Genomic DNA, 17,379 nt, shown 5'->3' with positions numbered 1-17,379 from the left:
CATAGCTCTTGAGATTAACAGCCCTACCGAAACAGCCGCTCCGGCAGCCGCGATCCACCTGCGTTCAGGAGAATCCCCCATGGCAAAGACTGTGGCCGAACAGTTCGTCGAGATCCTGGCCGCTGCCAGGATCAAACGCATTTACGGCATCGTCGGCGACAGCCTCAACGGTCTGACGGACGCCATCCGCCGCCAGGGTCAGATCGAGTGGATCCACGTCCGGCACGAGGAAGTCGCCGCCTTTGCGGCCGGTGCCGAGGCGCATCTGACCGGTGAGCTCGCCGTCTGTGCCGGGAGCTGCGGGCCGGGCAATCTGCATCTCATCAATGGCTTGTTCGACTGTCACCGCTCCCGTGTGCCGGTGCTCGCCATCGCCGCACACATCCCCTCGGCCGAGATCGGCAGCGGTTATTTCCAGGAGACGCACCCGGAGAATCTCTTTCGCGAATGCAGCCATTATTGCGAACTCGTCTCCGGTGCCAGTCAGATGCCGCGCACCCTCGAGGTCGCCATCCGTGAGGCGAGAGCCAAACGCGGCGTATCGGTGCTGGTGATCCCTGGCGAAGTTGCCCTCCAGCCGGCAGCCGCTGCGCCTCCAGTCAAGCTCGACGGGCTGCTGCCGTCCGCTCCCGTCATCACGCCTGCGCCGGACGATCTCGACCGTCTCGCGGCGCTGCTCAATGGCGGCGATCGCATCACGATCCTGTGCGGCTCGGGCTGCGCGGGTGCCCATGACGAGCTGCTAGCCTTGGGAGAGCACCTCCAGGCGCCCATGGTGCACGCTTTGCGTGGCAAGGAGCACGTGGAGTGGGGCAACCCCTACGATGTCGGCATGACCGGGCTGATCGGCTTCTCGTCCGGCTACTACGCCATGCGCGATTGCGATGTTCTGCTGATGCTCGGCACTGACTTTCCCTATCGTCAGTTCTACCCGGACGATGCCGGCGTTCGCATCGCGCAGGTCGACCTCCGGGGCGAGAACATCGGCCGCCGTGCCGCGGTCGATGTCGGTGTCGTGGGCGATGTCCGCGCGACATTGGCGGCCCTGCTGCCGCGGCTCGATCGAAAGCGCGACGGAACCCATCTCGGCCGGGCGCGGGAGCATTATGCCAAAGCACGCCAGGCGCTCGACGACCTCGCCGTCGGGACGCCCGGCAAGCGGCCGATCCATCCGCAGCAGGTCGCCAAGGCGATCAGCGACCAGGCCGCGGCGGACGCCGTGTTCACCTGCGATGTCGGCCTGCCGACGGTCTGGGCTGCGCGCTATCTCGCGATGAACGGCAAGCGGCGGCTTCTCGGGTCGTTCTGGCATGGCTCGATGGCGAACGCGATGGCGCAGGGGATCGGCGCCCAGGCGGCCTGCCCCGGCCGGCAGGTGATCTCGCTGTCGGGCGACGACGGCTTCGCCATGCTGATGGGCGATCTCCTCACCCTGACCCAGCAGCGCCTTCCGGTGAAGGTCGTCGTGTTCAACAACGGCACTCTCGGTTTCGTCGAACTGGAGCAGAAATCCACCGGCTTTCTTGATTTCGGCACGGAACTCCAGAACCCGGACTTCGCCGCCATGGCCGAAGCCATCGGCATTCGCGGGATCAGGCTTGAAGATCCGGCCCAGGTGGATGAAGGGATCGCTGCCGCGCTTGCCCATGACGGGCCGGTCCTGATCGATGCGGTGGTGAACCGGACGGAGCTGGCAATGCCGCCCTCGGTCACTCTGGAGATGGCGAAGGGATTTACCCTCTACATGGTGAAGGCCGTGTTGAACGGCCGCGCCGACGAGGTTTATGACCTCGCCCGGACGAATCTCTGGCGCTGACGCAGCCGGCACCGTTCAAGGCCTGCGCTCCCGCGACCATCGTTGGCCTAGCCGTCTTCACAAGCCTTTGATATGAGGCACCTGACAGCGGCCCGGCTGCCGCCTTCAGGGATGTGAGACCATGGACAAGTTCACCGTGCTGGAAAGCGTCGCGGCGCCGCTGCGGATCATCAATATCGACACCGATATGATCATCCCCAAGCAGTACCTGAAGACGATCAAGCGCACGGGTCTCGGCACGGGCCTCTTCTCCGAGATGCGCTACCGGGAGGACGGCTCGGAGAACCCGGATTTCGTGCTCAACCAGCCGGCCTATCGCAAGGCCAATATCCTGGTGGCGGGCGACAATTTCGGCTGCGGCTCGTCCCGCGAGCATGCCCCCTGGGCGCTGCTCGACTTCGGCATCCGTTGCGTGATCTCCACCAGCTTCGCCGACATTTTCTACAACAACTGCTTCCAGAACGGCATCCTGCCGATCAAGGTCTCGCCCGAGGACCTGGAGAAGCTCTTCGACGATGCGGAGCGCGGCGCCAATGCCACGCTGACCATCGACCTGGAGAAGCAGGAGATCCGCGGCCCCGATGGCGGTACGGTCACCTTCGATATCGACCCGTTCAAGAAGCACTGCCTGCTCAACGGCCTCGACGGCATCGGCCTGACCATGGAGAAGGCCTCGGCCATCGACAGCTTCGAGAAGAAGCTCTCTGAACGCGCCTGGGCCTAAAGCCGCTTCCTCCCATTCCCGACCGGGACAGGCGATGGCACAAGGCAAGCCAAGGGTTCTTGATCGCGACGAGCGGGCCTCGCATCCCGACCTCTGGAAAGGTCGTGTAGAGGGCCATACCCTCGGGACGGGCGTCACCGTTCTCTTCTATGCCACCGAGGAGGTCGGCGTCGGGCCGAAATGGCACGTTCACCCTTACGATGAGATCTTCATCATCCGCCAAGGCCGGGCTCTCTTCACCGTCGGCGACGAGCGCTTCGAATGCGAGGCGGGTCAGATCGTCCTCGGCCCGGCCGGAATGCCGCACAAGTTCACAAATCTCGGTCCGGGCCGTCTCGAGACCACCGATATCCACGTCAGCGATCGTTGGATTCAGACCGATCTTCCCGATCCAGACCTTGGTCCGGGTTAAGCAGTGCTTCTGCCCCGTTTTCACAAGATTAACCAAATTCCCTGCAATGTGCGGGGCATGAAGAACATTCTTGCCCCCGCTCTCTTCGTTCTCGCCGGCCTTGCTGCTGCAACCCCGGCCTCGGCCCAGGCCGATTTCGGCTCATGCCTTTCCGGCCTGCGTGCCCAAGCCGCCGCCAAGGGCATTTCCGGCCAAGCTTTCGATGTCGCGACCCGCGGCCTCACGCCGGACCTGACCATCCTCGACCTCATGAACAACCAGCCGGAGTTCAAGACCGCGATCTGGGATTATCTCTCGGCGCTCGTCGACGAGGAGCGGGTACAGGACGGCCGGACCGCCATGCGTCAGTGGGGGCAGGCGCTCGCCTCGGCCGAGGCGCGCTTCGGCGTCGATCGCCATGCCATCGCCGGTGTCTGGGGCGTGGAGTCCAATTTCGGCAAGGATATCGGCGGACGGCCGCTGATTCAGTCACTGTCGACGCTTGTCTGCTATGCGCCGCGCCGCAACGACTACTTCAAGGGCGAGCTGATGGCGACGCTCAAGATCGTGCAGGACGGCGACATCAACCCGGCGAACCTGCGCGGCTCCTGGGCCGGTGCTTTCGGCCATACCCAGTTCATGCCGTCCACCTTCCAGCGCCTCGCCGTCGACGGCGACGGGGACGGGCACCGGGACGTCATGACCTCCGTGCCGGACGCGGTTCACTCGACGGCCAACTTCCTGAAAAAGGCCGGCTGGGTGAACGGCCTGCCATGGGGCTACGAAGTACGCCTGCCGTCGAACTTCAACGCGAGCCTCGCCGGGCGCAAGAACAAGAAGCCGCTCGCCACCTGGGCCGCCATGGGCGTGCGGCGCGTCGACGGGCGTCCGCTTTCGGGCAGCTACGCCGCCGGCATCATCACCCCGGCCGGCGTGAACGGCCCGGCCTTCATCGTCACCAAGAATTTCGACGCAGTCTATTCCTACAACGCGGCCGAATCCTACGGCCTCGCCATCGCTCTGCTGGGCGATCGCCTCAAAGGCCTGCCCGGCATTCAGACCGCCTGGCCCACAGACGATCCGCCGCTCTCTCGCGCCCAGCGCCGCGAGCTGCAGCAGCTCCTGACTGCCCGCGGCTATGATGTGGGCGAGCCGGACGGCAAGATCGGCGCAAAGACCCGCGAGGCCATCAAGGACGTGGAGCGCCGCATCGGCCTCGAGCCGCGCGGCCGGCCCGGCGGCAAGGTGCTGGAAGCCCTGCGGGGTTGAGCCCGCGCACCCCAATTCCCAGCACCGGCTAGTTGCAGTGGCAGTGAGTTTGGAGTTGTACTGACTCCATGCTCATCGCCATTCTCACTGATATCCACGGTAACCGCGAGGCATTGTCGGCCTGCCTCGCCCATGCACGCCTGCTTCATGTCGATCGTCTGATGTTTCTGGGCGACTATGTCGGCTACGGCGCCGATCCGGCCTGGGTGGTCGACACGGTCAGGGGGCTCGTGGATAAGGGCGCCGTGGCGCTGCTCGGCAATCACGATGCGGCGATCGACGGCTCCGACGAGGACATGAACAGCGTGGCCCGGGAGGCGATCCGCTGGACCCGCAATCAACTCGGCATGGAGCAGCGCCGGTTCCTGGCCGACCTTCCCCTCACCCATGAGGAGGGGAGCGTCCTCTACGTTCATGCCAACGGATATGCCCCCCGCAACTGGGACTACATGGCCGGTCCCATGGAGGCCATCCGGCATTTCAGCCGCGTGGACTCACACATCACCTTCTGCGGACATGTGCATGTGCCCATGCTCTACCATATGAGCACTACTGCCAAGGTCGGCACCTTCTCGCCGGTCGCCAACAATGACATCCCGCTTCTGCCGACCCGGACCTGGCTCGCGGTGATCGGTGCTGTCGGGCAGCCGCGGGATGGGGTCGCGGCGGCGAATTACGCGGTCTTCGACACCGCCCGTCAGACCCTGCGCTATCTGCGCGTGCCCTACGACACGGCCACCGCAGCCCGCAAGGTGCGCGAGGCGGGTCTGCCGGAAAAGTTGGCCCTGCGCCTCGAGCAGGGCCGCTGAACATGCGGTGGCGCCTGAGCCCGGGCATGGTGATCGACGGCTTCGAGCTCCAGGAAAATCTGGGCACCGGCGGAATGGCGCAGCTCTGGGCCGTTTCCCGAGGCGGCGAGCCCGCGCCGCTGATCATGAAGATCCCGATGCTGATCGACAGCGATGATCCGCTGCCCATCGTCTGCTTCGAGACCGAGCAGATGATCATGCCGCGTCTCGCGGGTCCGCATGTGCCCCGCTTCGTCGCGACGGGCTCGCTCGATCTCATGCCCTACGTCGTCATGGAGCGGATCCCTGGCGAATCGCTCAAGAGCCGGCTCGACGAGGTTCCTCTGCCCTGGCCTGAAGTCGTCACGATCGGAGCGAAGGTGGCGCATGCCCTGCACGACCTGCATCTCCAGCACGTGATCCATCTCGACATCAAGCCGAGCAATGTGATGATCCGGGACACCGGCGAGGCGGTTCTCATCGATTACGGCTTTGCCCGGCACGAACGCCTGCCCGATCTCCTGGCCGAGGAGTTTCGTGAGCCGTTCGGAACCACGCCCTACATGGCGCCGGAGCAGGTATTGCAGGACAGGGCCGATCCGCGCAGCGATCTCTTCGCGCTCGGCGCGATGCTGTATTTCTTCGTCACGGGCGAGCGCCCTTTCGGTAATCCGCGCGGCGGCCAGATCCGCCGCCGCCTGTGGCGGGATCCGGTTCCGCCGCGGGCGCTGGCTCCCGATTGTCCGCCCTGGCTGCAGGAGGTGATCCTGCGCTGCCTGGAGATCGATCCGGACGACCGTTACGCCACAGCGGCCCAGCTCGCTCTGGACCTGGAGAACCCGGAACAGATTCGGCTCACCGAGCGGGCCGAACGGCTGGAGCGGGACGGTGGCGTGAAGACCTTCCGGCGCTGGCTCAAGGCCCGCAAGGCACAACCTCTCGAGACGCCCAACATTGCCGGACAGCTGTCCCGGGCGCCCATCGTCCTTGCCGCCGTCGATCTTTCACCGGGAAACGAGGATCTTGCCGAATCCTTGCGCATGATGATCGGCCGCATTCTCTCCATCGAGGGCGAGGCGCGGATTGCCTGCGTCAATATCCTGAAAACCTCGCGCATCGCCGTCGACATCCTGGAGGACGAGGAGGGGAGAAGCCTCCATGTCCAGCGTCTAGTCCTGCTCCGGCATTGGGGCGCGTCGCTCGACATTCCGAAGGAGCAGATCACCTACAGCGTGCTGGAGGCGCCCGATCCGGCCTCCGCGCTCGTCGACTACGCCCGCCACAACAATGTCGACCACATCGTCATCGGCGCGCGGGCCTCTTCCGCCCTGCGCCGCTACCTGGGCAGCGTTTCGTCCCGCGTCGTGGCGGAGGCGCCCTGTTCGGTGACCATCGTCAGGACTTCGAAGGACCGACGGGCAGAGAACAGCCCCGACGCCTTCGCCTAACGGCCAACGCGACAAGAGCTTGCCAAGCCGTCCATTCGGCCCTTTAAGGGCCTGCATTGGATCACGATAGAACAGGGGTCACCCATGGCAACGCACAAGCTTCTCCTTCTCCCCGGCGACGGCATCGGTCCGGAGGTCATGCGCGAGGTCGAGAAGATTGTGGGCTGGTTCCGCAAGCGCGGCGTCGGTTTCGAGACGGAGACGGATCTCGTCGGCGGCTCGGCTTACGACGCGCACGGCGCGGCGATTTCCGAAGCTGCCATGGAACGTGCTCAGGCCGCCGATGCGGTGCTCTTCGGCGCGGTCGGCGGGTCGAAATGGGACAGCGTACCTTACGCGGTGCGTCCCGAGGCCGGTCTGCTGCGCCTGCGCAAGGACCTCGGACTCTTCGCCAACCTGCGCCCGGCGATCTGCTATCCGGCGCTGGCCGATGCCTCCTCGCTCAAGCGCGAGGTGGTGGAAGGCCTCGACATCATGATCGTGCGCGAGCTCACCGGTGGCGTCTATTTCGGCGAGCCGAAGGAGATCGTGACCCTGGAGGACGGCTCCCAGCGCGCCGTCGACACGCAGCTCTATCACACGCATGAAGTCGAGCGCATCGCGCGCGTTGCTTTCGATCTCGCCGGGAAGCGTCGCAACAAGGTCTCCTCGGCCGAGAAATTCAATGTCATGAAGACCGGCGTGTTCTGGCGCCAGGTCGTCACCCGCATCCATAAGGCCGAGTTCTCGGACGTGGAACTCGAGCACGTGCTCGCCGACAACTGCGCCATGCAGCTTGTGCGCAATCCGAAGCAGTTCGACGTGATCGTCACCGACAACCTCTTCGGCGATATCCTGTCGGATATCGCCGCGATGCTCACCGGCTCGCTCGGCATGCTGCCCTCCGCCTCGCTCGGCGCGGAGGATCCGGCGACCGGCCAGCGCAAGGCGCTTTACGAGCCCGTGCACGGCTCCGCGCCGGACATCGCCGGCAAAGGCCTTGCCAACCCCATCGCCATGATCGGCTCCTTCGGCATGGCCCTACGCTATTCCTTCGGTCTCCTCGACGAGGCGGACCGTCTCGATAAGGCCATCGCCAACGTGCTCACCTCCGGCACTCGCACCAAGGACATTGCAGGTCCCGGCATGAACGCGGTCGGCACGCAGGATGTGGGCGATGCCATCGTCAAGGAACTCGAGGCTCTCTCGTAAAACGCAAAAGCCCCGGGTCATGCCCGGGGCTTTCCGTTTCAGGGATCGATTTATCGGATCGAGCCTGTCGCCTCGACGTCCGGAACGCCGAACATGGGGAACGGATTACGTGACCCTACGAAGGGTCCGTTGGTGATCGGATCGGGCAGGGTGCCGACGCCGAAGCCCGCGCCGGCGGGAGCATAGGGCGGGCTCAGCAGATAGGATTGCGCCTGCCCGTAACCCGTGTAACCCGGATTGATCGATCCGACCGGAACGACGGGACCCGGATCGAGGAAGCTGCGGGGCTGGACCCTGAGGACGAGGGGGCGGTTTCGGGTCTGCGCCTCCGCCACTCCCGAGACGATCGTGAGCGCAGCCAATGAAGCCAGACCCAAAAGTGCGAAGCGGCGCATGGGTAATCCTCCAAGAACGGCGCCCAGTCCTTGTGCTGTGCGCGATCATCGTGTGCGATGATGTCAAAACAAGACGGCCCCCCTTAAAATGGTTCCGTCGAAGCGTGACATTCACCAACAGGTGAGAAGGACAGCAGCCGATGCAGGACAAGAAGGCCCGTTTCGACCTCTCAGCGAAGGAAGGTTTGAGCCTGTTGGGCGAGACTCCACTGGTCGCTGAAACCCCCGAGGAGCTTCTCGACGACGAGACGACGCCGATTGCGCGCTTCTTCGTCCGCAACAACGGATTGCTGCCCCAACCGGTGGACGACGCTGAGTCCTGGACCTTCACCATCGATGGCGAGGTCGAGCGCCGGCTCGACCTGACCGTCGCGCAATTGAAGTGCCGTTTCCCGCAAAAGACCTTTCGTATGGTGCTCGAATGCGGCGGCAACGGACGGTCGTTCTTCGAGCCTGAGGCGGAAGGCAATCCCTGGACCCATGGCGGCGTCGGCTGCGCGGAATGGACGGGTGTCTCGCTGGGTGACGTTCTGCGCGAGGCGGGCCTGAAAGAGACGGCATTGTTCACGGGCCATTTCGGTGCCGACCCGGACAAGCACGGAAGTCATGAGCGGCAGGCCATGTCGCGTGGCGTGCCGATCGCCAAGGCCCTGGAGGAGCATACGCTGCTGGTCTGGGCGATGAACGGCGAGCCCTTGCCCTTCATCCATGGCGGCCCCTTGCGCCTCGTCGTGCCGGGCTGGCCAGGGTCCTTGAGCCAGAAATGGCTCACGCGGATCTGGATCCGTGATCGGGAGCATGATGGACCGGGCATGACGGGGCTGTCCTATCGCCTTCCGATCCGTCCCCTGCCGCCGGCCTATCGCCTTCCGATCCGTCCCCTGCCGCCGGGCTCGAACGGGCAAGGCATCGAAACCCGGATCCTCGAATCGATGCCCGTGCGCAGCATCGTCACAGCGCCGGCAGATGGCAGGCGCTATCCTGAAGGCACGCGCTCGATCGAGGTCCGGGGCGCCGCCTGGGCGGGCGACGACGATGTGGCGCGGGTCGACGTGACCGTCAACGGTGGCGCGACTTGGACCGAGGCGGCAACGACGCTGCCGCGCAACCGCTACGACTGGGTGCGCTGGCACGCTTCTCTCACTCTGCCCGGCAACGGCTATTATGAGATCGTCGCCCGTGCCACTGACTCGCAGGGGCGCGCTCAGCCCTTCCGGGCCGCCAACTGGAATCCGAACGGTTATGGCTGCAATGTCATGCACCGCGTGGCGGTTACCGTCGGGCCGGAGGTCTGACCGTAACCGACGCGGTGCGGGCGCTCGGGCCACAGGCGTCTGGGCGATTGCGCTCGGCCTGGGCGAAAACCGCTTTTAATGACGGACCGGCGCCGCCTGCCGGGGTGATCCCGTCGATGAAGCAGGCGAGCTGCGCCTCGTCGGGAGGTGAGGATCCGCACAACCAGCCCTGGAAGCTGAATTCAGCCATCGCATCCGAAAAACGGAAGGCCTCGCAGGTCTGCTCACCCTTGTTCGCAAGGATCATAGGGGCGGCTTCCACGGGGCCGAATTTCGTCGCGACAACCCGGCTTTGGCCCTGATGGGCGACCGCGAGGCCCGAGCGCGCCGCCCGCCGAACCGTCTCGATATAGAAGCTTCCGGCAGGCTCAGCCGGTCCTTGGACCAGAACAAGCTGCGCATACCGGAAATCGCCGAAGCGCCCCAGGATCAGGGTGTCCTCCCGGGCTCCGTTCGCATGCTCGCGTGCTTCCGACGTCACGGGGCCGGACGTGCCTGCCAATGCATAGACAGCCGGGGAGGGAGGCAGCGATTTCCAGACCGGCGCCGGCGCGACCAGAACAGAGGACGGAATCGCTTTCTGGCGCTCGGCCGGACGAATGTTCTGCTCCTGCTCGAGGGCGAAATAGACGAGGCCTGCGATGCTGCAGGACGACATCAGAACGACGCGCAACCAGGGCAGGGGTTTTCGACGCAGGCGACGAGCGGGGCGTTCGTCGACCCAATCGGCAACGTCGTCCTCATCCCATTCGGCATAAACCGCCCGCGGCATCGCTCAAACCAATCAAGTCCAGTGGTCAGATCATCCACATGTTCTACCGTGACACTGGCCAGGCTTCGAAAGGTTTTGCTAAGCAGGGTAAACCAAAGCTTAACCGACCCGAGCGCTCCCATGTCCCAGACCGTCGTTCGTCTTGCCACGCTTGAGGATGCTGCGCATGTTGCGGCCTTGGTTCGGGCTGTGGATCTGCATTATGTCGGCCCCGACGTCGCCCGGCCCATCGAGCCGACCTTGGCCATGGTCGAGCGCTCCATGCGGGAGGCGGAAGGCACGCGCTATGCCCTGGCCTCCCGTGACGGCCGCGCTGTCGGCCTCGCCTGCTTTGCGGTGCTGCGGCCCGGCTTCAGGCTCTCGGGTCTCCTGTTCGTCAAGGAGCTCTTCGTCGAGAGCCACGCACGCGGACAGGCCGTGGGCGTCGTGCTCATGCGGTGGTTGGCGGAACATGCCCGTGCCCAGGGGCTGACGCGAATCGACCTGACGACCGACGGCACCAATACCGGGGCGCAGGCGTTCTATGAACGCCTCGGAGCCGAGCGGATGAACAAGGTCTTCTATCGGTTCAACCTCTCGACCGACGTGCTGACGGGCGATTGAACGCTTGCCACAAAAGAGAACGCTTGACGAAAGCGTGCCTTTGGTGTGTTTCTGGCGGCGTATCGAAGCCCGGTCAGGGCTTTTGGATGGACGATGGCAATGGCGCTGCTCACCCTGACGACGAGCAAAACGAAAACCGCCACGACGGCTGCAAAAACAGCCGAATAAGCCTCGTCGTCCCCGGTCCTCTCTCCCTCGGGGCGAGAGGCGACACCCCAACAGGGTTTTTGGTTTTCCGGGGAGAGCGATAACAGGAGAAGTTCAATGGGTTTCAAGATCGCCGTCGTCGGTGCGACCGGCAATGTGGGCCGCGAGATGCTCAGCATCCTCGCCGAGCGGGCCTTCCCGGCCGATGAAGTCGTGGCACTGGCCTCCCGCCGCAGCCAGGGGTCGGAAGTCTCCTACGGCGACAAGATCCTGAAGACGAAGACCCTCGACACCTACGATTTCTCCGATGTCGACCTGTGCCTCATGTCCGCCGGGGGCGAGGTCTCGAAGGAATGGTCGCCCAAGATCGCTGCCCAGGGCGCAGTCGTGATCGACAATTCGTCCGCCTGGCGCTACGACCCGGATGTGCCGCTGGTGGTTCCAGAGGTGAATGCCGAGGCCCTCCGCGACATCCGCAAGGGCATCGTCGCCAACCCGAACTGCTCCACGGCCCAGCTCGTCGTGGCCCTCAAGCCGCTGCATGAGCGCGCCACCATCAAGCGCGTGGTCGTCGCCACATACCAGTCGGTCTCCGGCGCCGGCAAGGACGGCATGGACGAGCTCGACCGCCAGACCAAGGCGCTCTACTCGCTCCAGGACGTGCAGGAAAAGAAGTTTCCCAAGCGCATCGCCTTCAACCTGATCCCGCACATCGATGTGTTCATGGAGGACGGGTACACGAAGGAAGAGTGGAAGATGATGGTCGAGACCAAGAAGATTCTCGACCCGAAGATCAAGCTCACCGCAACCTGCGTGCGCGTGCCGGTCTTCATCAGCCACTCGGAGGCGGTGAACGTGGAATTCGAGAACCCGATCACCGCCGACGAGGCCCGCGACATCCTGCGCGCGGCGCCCGGCGTCATGGTGATCGATAAGCGTGAGCCCGGCGGCTACATCACGCCCCACGAGGCAGCCGGCGAGGACGCCACCTACATCTCGCGCATCCGCGAGGACATCACGGTCGAGAACGGCCTGTCCTTCTGGTGCGTCTCCGACAACCTGCGCAAGGGCGCGGCGCTGAACGCCGTGCAGATCGCCGAAGCCATGGCCAATCGCGGATTGCTGAAGCCGAAGAAGCAGGCGGCCTAAGCGCTGATCGGACGCAAGGCGTCCGTTCTAACGCATGAAAGCGAAGAGCCGCTGTTGGATGCGACAGCGGCTCTTTTCACGTCCGCAGCGCCTAGAGGGAGCGGCTTCCCGTCTCGAACTCGGCCTTGGTAGAACCCCTGCCGGGGTCGAGTTTGTCGCGAAGATCGTCGATCAGATGATGAAGAAGTCGGTGTGATCGAGCACCCCGCCCATCTTCTTCGGATTGGGTTCGTAGTTGATCGTCGCGACCTCGACCGCGGCCTTGCGGCCGGTGCCGTCGGCATCGAACAGGATCTGCGCCTTCTTGGCCCCGGTCTTCTTGATGATGATGTAGTCGTTCCCGTCCTTCGCGCTGTCGAAGGCGACGTTGGCGGCGCTGATCTTCTGGGCCTTCAGGTCGTTGCCCTTCTTGTCCAGCTTCGTGAAGACCGGGGTCTTGAACACGTCGCCGTCGAGCCAGATGGCGTCCTTCTTGTGCTCGAAGCCGTAGACAATGTCCTTGTGCTTGTTCGCTTCCGCCTTGCTGTTCTTCAGGTTGGTGTCGAAGAGGAAGACGTCGACGTCCTTCAAGCCCTTGGTCGCGCTGGTGCTGCCGTAGAGCTTGTCCTTGCCGGAGCCGCCGCCGATCGTGTCGTTGCCGCCATCGCCCTTGAGCATGTCGGCGCCTGCTCCGCCGACCAGCCGGTCGTTGCCGAGCCCGCCCGAGAGCGTGTCGTTGCCGGCGCCGCCAAAGAACACGTCGTTGGCGATCGAGCCGGCCGTGGATTCGGGATTCCAGTCGATCACGCCGATGGCGATGTCCTTGACGAAGGAGGCTCCGGCGCTGTCGGTCACCTGGACCTTGATCCTGTGCGCAGCCGCCTGCTCGAAATCGAGCAGGAAACCGTTGTCGACCACAAGGTCGTGTCCGTTGACGATCTTGAAGCGGCCGCCGGCGGTGTCGATGAGCTGGTAGGTGAACGTCTCGCCGTCATCCTGGTCGGCAGCGCCCAGATCGCCCACGAAGTCGCCTGCTGCCGACAATTCGCGGATGGAGGTGTTCGACAGGGTGATGTCGGTCGGTCCATGGTTGATCGGCTTGATCGTCAGATCGATCTGTTTGGTGACGGTGAAGGCCGCATTGCTCTGATCCGTGATCTTCACGTGCACCGGAACCACGGTGGAGCCGAGCACGTCGCGCAGCCCGCCCGCCCCTACCTTCACGTTCCCGCCGGCATCGATTGAGAACTCGTTGCCCGTATAGGCGCTGCCATCGGCATTCACGAGAGCATAGGAGTAGCTGCGGAAGGCCGGCCGCGTATCCGGATCGATTACGCTCTGCAGAGTCGCCAGCGCGGTGCCAGCTTGCGCGTCCTTCGACACCGCATTGACCGCATAATTCGCGCCTGTCTGCGCCTCGTTCACGTCGTTGAGATAGACCTTCACGGTCGTGTTGCCGGATACCTGCCCGTTTTGCCCGCTCTCCCGGGCGCGAACCACCACGTTGAAGTACTTCTTCTCGTTCGACTGACCGGCATTTTCGGTTTGAAGCCCGATGTTCGCGGCCTCGTAATTGGCACCGCCCGTGAAGGAAATCGCGCCGGTATTCTGATCGATGGAGAACAGGTTGCCGGGATTGACGACGAGCTCGTAGAGGATCGTCGTCCCGCCGAAACCGTCGTCGGTCGACTGAACCGTCGCGACGGTCGCCACTGGTCCGCCGTTCTCGCTGAGTTCCGTGACCGGGCCGTGTTGAGGCGCCGACGGCGGCGCGTTGCCGTCACCGACAGGGTTCACCGTGATCTGGAAATCCTTGTAGGTCGAGACGGCTCCGGGACCGCCGTTCCTGTCCGTGACCTTCAGGGTGATCGTATAGGTTTCGGTTTTGGTGATGTCGGTCAGCGCCGCCACTTTCAGCTGGCCGTTCTCGATCTTGAACCGCCCGCCCGCATTGCCGGCGCCGCTCGTACCATTGGCACCCGTGGTGTCGAAGGCATAGAGGAGCCCCGCATCGCCTTCCGGATCGCTTGCCTGCAGGGCGCCGATGAGGGCGCCGTCGGCAGCAGATTCGCTGATCGCGGCCTTCGTCGTCCCATCCGTGAAGGAGAAGCCCGTCGCCGCCTCGTTGACGTCGCTCACATAGACTTTTACCTGGGTGGCCGCGGACGACCAGCCCGTGAGAGTCTCGGTGGCCTTGACGCTGAGCATATAGAACTTGCGCACCAGCGTCCCGACCATCTCGGTCTGGAGATCGGGATCCTCCATTGATTCATAATCGACGGCTCCCACGAGACTGATCACGCCGCTTGTCGGGTCGATGACGAACTTGCTGCCGGGATTGGACGCGATCGAGTAAGCGACGGACCCGGCCGCAAGTCCGGGCGATAGCACGCTCGCCACGGGGGTGAACGGCGCGGCGTTCTCGTTGATCGGGTTCACGGACCCTTGCACCGCGGGCGCGACAGGGGCCCGCGTCGGTACGGTGATCGTGCCGTCCTGGAATTGCAGGAACTCGATGTTCTTCAGCGTGTCCGTGCCGTCGCGTGCGGCCGTGTTGTCGATGATCGTCAGGGTGCCGTCGGGGCTACGTGTGATGGTGTAGTCGGACAGAAGTCCTGAGAACACCGCCGTGTCCTGGCCGGCGCCGCCGTCGAGTTGGTCGTCGTTGCCGCCGCCTTCGAGACGATTGCTCCCGCCGTTGCCGGCGATCATATTGGCAAGATTATTGCCCGTGCCGTTGCTGTCGCCGGCGCCGGTGAGGACGAGGTTCTCCACATTGTTGGCAAGCGCGTAGGAGATCGAGGCGCGCACCGCGTCGGTGCCCTCGTCAAGACCCTCGGTGACGATGTCGCTCGCATCGTCGAGGATGTAGGTATCGTTGCCGAGCCCGCCGGCCAGGCGGTCTGCCCCCGCGCCACCGTCGAGGAGGTTGCTGCCTGCGTTGCCGGTGATCTCGTTGGCGCGTTCGTTGCCGATGCCGCTGATGTTGCCCGACCCGGTGAGAACGAGATTTTCCACATGCGCGCCGAGCGCATAGGACACGGAGGCGCTCACCGTGTCGGTGCCTTCGCCGGCCTGCTCCGTTACGAGGTCGCCTTCATGATCGACAATATAGGTGTCGCTGCCCTCGCCACCGGCGAGGACGTCCGCCCCTGCGCCGCCGTCGAGATGATTGCTGCCGCCGTTGCCGACGATGCTGTTCGCGAGGTCGTTGCCGGTGCCGTCGATATCGCCTGCGCCCGTGAGAAGGAGATTCTCTACATTCACACCGAGCGTGTGAGACACGGAAGCGCGCTCCGCGTCGGTGCCCTCGTCGGCCGCTTCCGTCACGACGTCGTTTCCGTCGTCGACCACATAGGTGTCGTTGCCCGCACTGCCCGCAAGATTGTCGGCGCCAATGCCGCCATCGAGAAGGTTGCTGCCGGCATTGCCGGTAATCCTGTTGGCCAGTGCGTTGCCCGTGCCGTTGAGGTTGGCGCTGCCCGTCAGCCAGAGATTCTCGAGATTCGTGCCGAGCGCGTAAGAGATCGACGCGCGGACGAGATCGGTGCCTTCGTCAATGGCCTCGCCCACGACATCACTCAGGTCGTCGATGACATAGATGTCATCGTCCATGCCGCCTGCCATTTGGTCGATGCCTACGCCGCCGTCGAGATAATCCTGCCCGACGCCTCCGACGAGGCTGTCGTCGCCGCCATTTCCGAACAGCGTGTCGTTGCCGTCGCCGCCAGCGAGGGTCTCCGTACCGCTGCCGCCATAGGCGACGTCATCATCGTCGCCTAAATCCACGATATCGGTCACCGTTCCGGTGCGCCCATCATAGAGATCGTTGCCAGTATTGAGCAGAATGGCACCCTGGATTATGCCCTGGTTGAGGATAGTATCCCGCTCACCGGAGCCGGAGACGGCAGTCTGCGCCGCAATCATGCCGGTATTGTTCAGGAAGGCATCGCCAAAGCCGAAGGCGATTCCGAAAGCCCCGGCTTGGACTAGGCCGCTGTTGGTGACGTTGCCGGAGTTCTCGACGAGGATCCCCGTCTTTCCAGCGAGAATCGTGCCGCTGTTGAAAACGCCATAGGGAATATCGGGCGACACGGTGGTGGAGGGGACGAGACCGGAGGCCGCGTTCAGACGAATTCCGGTGTCGCTCGCCTCGATCCGTCCCGTATTGACGATATGGTTGAAGTTGCCATCGCCGTGGGTGTCGGTGCCAAGAATGCCGTAGAAGCCCGACAGGATTCCATTGTTGAGAATATGATTGTCGGTACCGTCGATCCAGATGGCGGCACTCTCGAACACGGTCAGAGAGGACGAGATCTGGCTGTCGTTGACCACCACATTGGCAACATCCCCTAGAAAGATGCCACTGTTGATGCCTCTAACGGTCCCGGTGCTGCCGACCGTGATGGAACAACCAGCCGAGGAGAAATCAATCGCATTTATTTGTGAGCGGATCGCGCCATCGACGAGGACCTCCAAGCCCTCATATCCACCTGTTACGGCCGAGTTGACAGTCGTGATCGATCCGCTCTGCGTGACGTGAAGTGTCTCATACGTCGACGGATCAAGGTCGATTGTGGTGGTCCGCGCGTTGGAAACGAATAAAGTAGACATGACAGCCCCCTGAATAACCGAGATATGTTATTATATCTCGTAGGGCCGTCAATCTCTAAACAGTCTAGGAATAAACCGAACGGATGGTGGCCGATCGGTACCCGCGTCTAGGGCGCGTCGACGCGGCGGGCGCTGAACATCGAGACGCGGTGGGGCATATCCTCGACCATGGATCTGTATTCCCCAGTCTCCGGATCGCGCACCATCAGGACGCCGGATGCTACGCCGAAAAAGGCGCCATGGAGCTGCAGCTTGCCACGCTCCACGAGAATGCGGACGCAAGGGAAGGTCATCAGATTGTTGAGACTGTTCTCAATAGCGGCGAGTTCCAGCCGGGCGAGATAATCGGAAAAATCCGTGTTTGCCCGTGGGCCGATGCGATCGGCGGCAGGTGCAATCAGGTTCATCCAGCCGCCGATGAAATCGCCCGGCGACAGGGGGGCCTTATCGTCGGCGAAGGCGCGGATGCCGCCGCAGCGGGCATGGCCCAGCACCACGATATGCTTGACCCTGAGCGCCTGCACGGCGAATTCGAGCGCCGCGGAGGTGCCGTGGTAATCTCCACCCGTCTCGAAGGGCGGCACCAGGTTCGCCACGTTGCGCACCACGAACAATTCGCCGGGGCTTGCGTCGAAGATCACCTCCGGCGAGACGCGGCTGTCGCAGCAGCCGATCACCATCACCTCCGGCGACTGGCCTTTTTCCGCGAGAGCCTCGAAGCAGTTCTTCTCGCGCGGGAAGCGCTCGTCGAGGAACGCGCGGTAGCCTTCGGTCAGACGTTGCGGGAACATGGGCGTC

The 17,379-nt window shown here is 63.9% G+C and carries 14 protein-coding genes; 10 read left to right on the top strand and 4 right to left on the bottom strand.

From position 1 onward, the window contains the following. Nucleotides 1–79 precede the first annotated feature (79 nt). The 7 genes from poxB to leuB all read left to right on the top strand — a co-directional run bounded on the left by poxB (nucleotide 80) and on the right by leuB (nucleotide 7,627). Nucleotides 80–1,816 (top strand): ubiquinone-dependent pyruvate dehydrogenase, encoded by a 1,737-nt coding sequence (poxB, locus tag FS320_RS04475; protein ID WP_152709693.1) that lies wholly within the window; start codon nucleotides 80–82, stop codon nucleotides 1,814–1,816. 121 nt (nucleotides 1,817–1,937) lie between these two features. After that, complete coding sequence (leuD, locus tag FS320_RS04470; protein ID WP_152709691.1) at nucleotides 1,938–2,540, top strand: 3-isopropylmalate dehydratase small subunit; 603 nt, start codon at nucleotides 1,938–1,940, stop codon at nucleotides 2,538–2,540. 34 nt (nucleotides 2,541–2,574) lie between these two features. Further along, nucleotides 2,575–2,952: a cupin domain-containing protein gene (locus tag FS320_RS04465; protein ID WP_152709689.1), complete on the top strand. Its 378-nt coding sequence runs from the start codon at nucleotides 2,575–2,577 to the stop codon at nucleotides 2,950–2,952. A gap of 57 nt (nucleotides 2,953–3,009) precedes the next feature. Next, the gene (locus tag FS320_RS04460) at nucleotides 3,010–4,200 is read left to right on the top strand and encodes a lytic murein transglycosylase (RefSeq protein ID WP_152709687.1); all 1,191 of its coding nucleotides are present in this window, start codon (nucleotides 3,010–3,012) and stop codon (nucleotides 4,198–4,200) included. A gap of 68 nt (nucleotides 4,201–4,268) precedes the next feature. Then, the gene (locus FS320_RS04455; protein ID WP_152709685.1) at nucleotides 4,269–5,009 is read left to right on the top strand and encodes a metallophosphoesterase family protein; all 741 of its coding nucleotides are present in this window, start codon (nucleotides 4,269–4,271) and stop codon (nucleotides 5,007–5,009) included. 2 nt (nucleotides 5,010–5,011) lie between these two features. Further along, nucleotides 5,012–6,436, top strand: a complete 1,425-nt coding sequence (locus FS320_RS04450) for a serine/threonine protein kinase (RefSeq protein WP_152709683.1) — start codon at nucleotides 5,012–5,014, stop codon at nucleotides 6,434–6,436. A gap of 84 nt (nucleotides 6,437–6,520) precedes the next feature. Further along, nucleotides 6,521–7,627: a 3-isopropylmalate dehydrogenase gene (leuB, locus tag FS320_RS04445; protein ID WP_152709681.1), complete on the top strand. Its 1,107-nt coding sequence runs from the start codon at nucleotides 6,521–6,523 to the stop codon at nucleotides 7,625–7,627. Between the two features lie 50 nt (nucleotides 7,628–7,677). Here the strand turns inward: leuB and FS320_RS04440 are convergent, their stop codons facing one another. Continuing rightward, nucleotides 7,678–8,022, bottom strand: a complete 345-nt coding sequence (locus tag FS320_RS04440; protein ID WP_152709679.1) for a hypothetical protein — start codon at nucleotides 8,020–8,022, stop codon at nucleotides 7,678–7,680. Nucleotides 8,023–8,162: 140 nt separating this feature from the next. Between FS320_RS04440 and FS320_RS04435 the strand changes: the two genes are divergently transcribed. Continuing rightward, the gene (locus FS320_RS04435; RefSeq protein WP_152709677.1) at nucleotides 8,163–9,317 is read left to right on the top strand and encodes a sulfite oxidase; all 1,155 of its coding nucleotides are present in this window, start codon (nucleotides 8,163–8,165) and stop codon (nucleotides 9,315–9,317) included. Here the strand turns inward: FS320_RS04435 and FS320_RS45795 are convergent. Next, a complete protein-coding gene (locus FS320_RS45795; RefSeq protein WP_162002823.1) occupies nucleotides 9,295–10,089 on the bottom strand; it encodes a hypothetical protein in 795 nt (264 codons plus the stop codon). The two genes, FS320_RS04435 and FS320_RS45795, sit on opposite strands and share 23 nt — an antisense overlap. A gap of 120 nt (nucleotides 10,090–10,209) precedes the next feature. Between FS320_RS45795 and FS320_RS45790 the strand changes: the two genes are divergently transcribed. Next, nucleotides 10,210–10,692, top strand: a complete 483-nt coding sequence (locus FS320_RS45790) for a GNAT family N-acetyltransferase (RefSeq protein ID WP_162002822.1) — start codon at nucleotides 10,210–10,212, stop codon at nucleotides 10,690–10,692. A gap of 264 nt (nucleotides 10,693–10,956) precedes the next feature. Beyond that, nucleotides 10,957–11,988, top strand: coding sequence for an aspartate-semialdehyde dehydrogenase (locus tag FS320_RS04420; protein WP_152709671.1), 1,032 nt, complete (start codon nucleotides 10,957–10,959; stop codon nucleotides 11,986–11,988). Nucleotides 11,989–12,159: 171 nt separating this feature from the next. Here the strand turns inward: FS320_RS04420 and FS320_RS49675 are convergent, their stop codons facing one another. Together FS320_RS49675 and FS320_RS04410 are read right to left on the bottom strand one after the other, a co-directional pair. Next, complete coding sequence (locus FS320_RS49675) at nucleotides 12,160–16,581, bottom strand: beta strand repeat-containing protein (RefSeq protein ID WP_152709668.1); 4,422 nt, start codon at nucleotides 16,579–16,581, stop codon at nucleotides 12,160–12,162. Between the two features lie 107 nt (nucleotides 16,582–16,688). Continuing rightward, nucleotides 16,689–17,372, bottom strand: coding sequence for a carbonic anhydrase (locus FS320_RS04410; protein WP_152709659.1), 684 nt, complete (start codon nucleotides 17,370–17,372; stop codon nucleotides 16,689–16,691). Nucleotides 17,373–17,379: the final 7 nt, after the last annotated feature.

Source organism: Microvirga tunisiensis, from assembly GCF_009296175.1.
GTDB classification, from domain to species: Bacteria; Pseudomonadota; Alphaproteobacteria; order Rhizobiales; family Beijerinckiaceae; genus Microvirga; species Microvirga tunisiensis.
This window is presented reverse-complemented; position numbering and strand designations above follow the sequence as displayed.

Bases quoted from the DNA above. Each gene is read 5' to 3' on its own strand.
- poxB (WP_152709693.1), top strand. From the start codon at position 80: ATGGCAAAGACTGTGGCCGAACAGTTCGTCGAGATCCTGGCCGCTGCC.
- leuD (WP_152709691.1), top strand. From the start codon at position 1,938: ATGGACAAGTTCACCGTGCTGGAAAGCGTCGCGGCGCCGCTGCGGATC.
- FS320_RS04465 (WP_152709689.1), top strand. From the start codon at position 2,575: ATGGCACAAGGCAAGCCAAGGGTTCTTGATCGCGACGAGCGGGCCTCG.
- FS320_RS04460 (WP_152709687.1), top strand. From the start codon at position 3,010: ATGAAGAACATTCTTGCCCCCGCTCTCTTCGTTCTCGCCGGCCTTGCT.
- FS320_RS04455 (WP_152709685.1), top strand. From the start codon at position 4,269: ATGCTCATCGCCATTCTCACTGATATCCACGGTAACCGCGAGGCATTG.
- FS320_RS04450 (WP_152709683.1), top strand. From the start codon at position 5,012: ATGCGGTGGCGCCTGAGCCCGGGCATGGTGATCGACGGCTTCGAGCTC.
- leuB (WP_152709681.1), top strand. From the start codon at position 6,521: ATGGCAACGCACAAGCTTCTCCTTCTCCCCGGCGACGGCATCGGTCCG.
- FS320_RS04440 (WP_152709679.1), bottom strand. From the start codon at position 8,022: ATGCGCCGCTTCGCACTTTTGGGTCTGGCTTCATTGGCTGCGCTCACG.
- FS320_RS04435 (WP_152709677.1), top strand. From the start codon at position 8,163: ATGCAGGACAAGAAGGCCCGTTTCGACCTCTCAGCGAAGGAAGGTTTG.
- FS320_RS45795 (WP_162002823.1), bottom strand. From the start codon at position 10,089: ATGCCGCGGGCGGTTTATGCCGAATGGGATGAGGACGACGTTGCCGAT.
- FS320_RS45790 (WP_162002822.1), top strand. From the start codon at position 10,210: ATGTCCCAGACCGTCGTTCGTCTTGCCACGCTTGAGGATGCTGCGCAT.
- FS320_RS04420 (WP_152709671.1), top strand. From the start codon at position 10,957: ATGGGTTTCAAGATCGCCGTCGTCGGTGCGACCGGCAATGTGGGCCGC.
- FS320_RS49675 (WP_152709668.1), bottom strand. From the start codon at position 16,581: ATGTCTACTTTATTCGTTTCCAACGCGCGGACCACCACAATCGACCTT.
- FS320_RS04410 (WP_152709659.1), bottom strand. From the start codon at position 17,372: ATGTTCCCGCAACGTCTGACCGAAGGCTACCGCGCGTTCCTCGACGAG.